We start from the raw sequence: 288 nt of genomic DNA, 5'->3' as shown, positions 1-288 counted from the left end.
CTTCATTCTTGATGAGACCACCCTCAACAGCCAGGCCGGCCTATGGTTCAGCGGCTCGACGGAAACCGAAACGACCCCCGACGACGCCTTGGGCGCCCTTCCCTTCGATCAGTACGACGTCGAGGAGATTCGCTGCCTTTCCAACGAACTGTTCGATTTGAGCCAGGGCAACACCACCGTCGACACGGACGACCACGGCACCGTCATCGATATGGGCACCCTGAGCAGCTGTGATAACAATGTCCCCCGCATTGCCACCACCGCCCACGATTTGTCTAACGATTCCCA

Annotated in this window: 1 protein-coding gene; it reads left to right on the top strand. The window is 58.7% G+C overall.

The features are described from left to right. A partial coding sequence (locus PZH32_RS13870; RefSeq protein ID WP_275208850.1) for a hypothetical protein occupies positions 1–288 on the top strand: 288 nt, incomplete at both ends.

This window comes from Adlercreutzia equolifaciens (genome assembly GCF_029076695.1).
In the GTDB taxonomy this organism is placed as follows: domain Bacteria; phylum Actinomycetota; class Coriobacteriia; order Coriobacteriales; family Eggerthellaceae; genus Adlercreutzia; species Adlercreutzia equolifaciens_A.
This window is presented reverse-complemented; position numbering and strand designations above follow the sequence as displayed.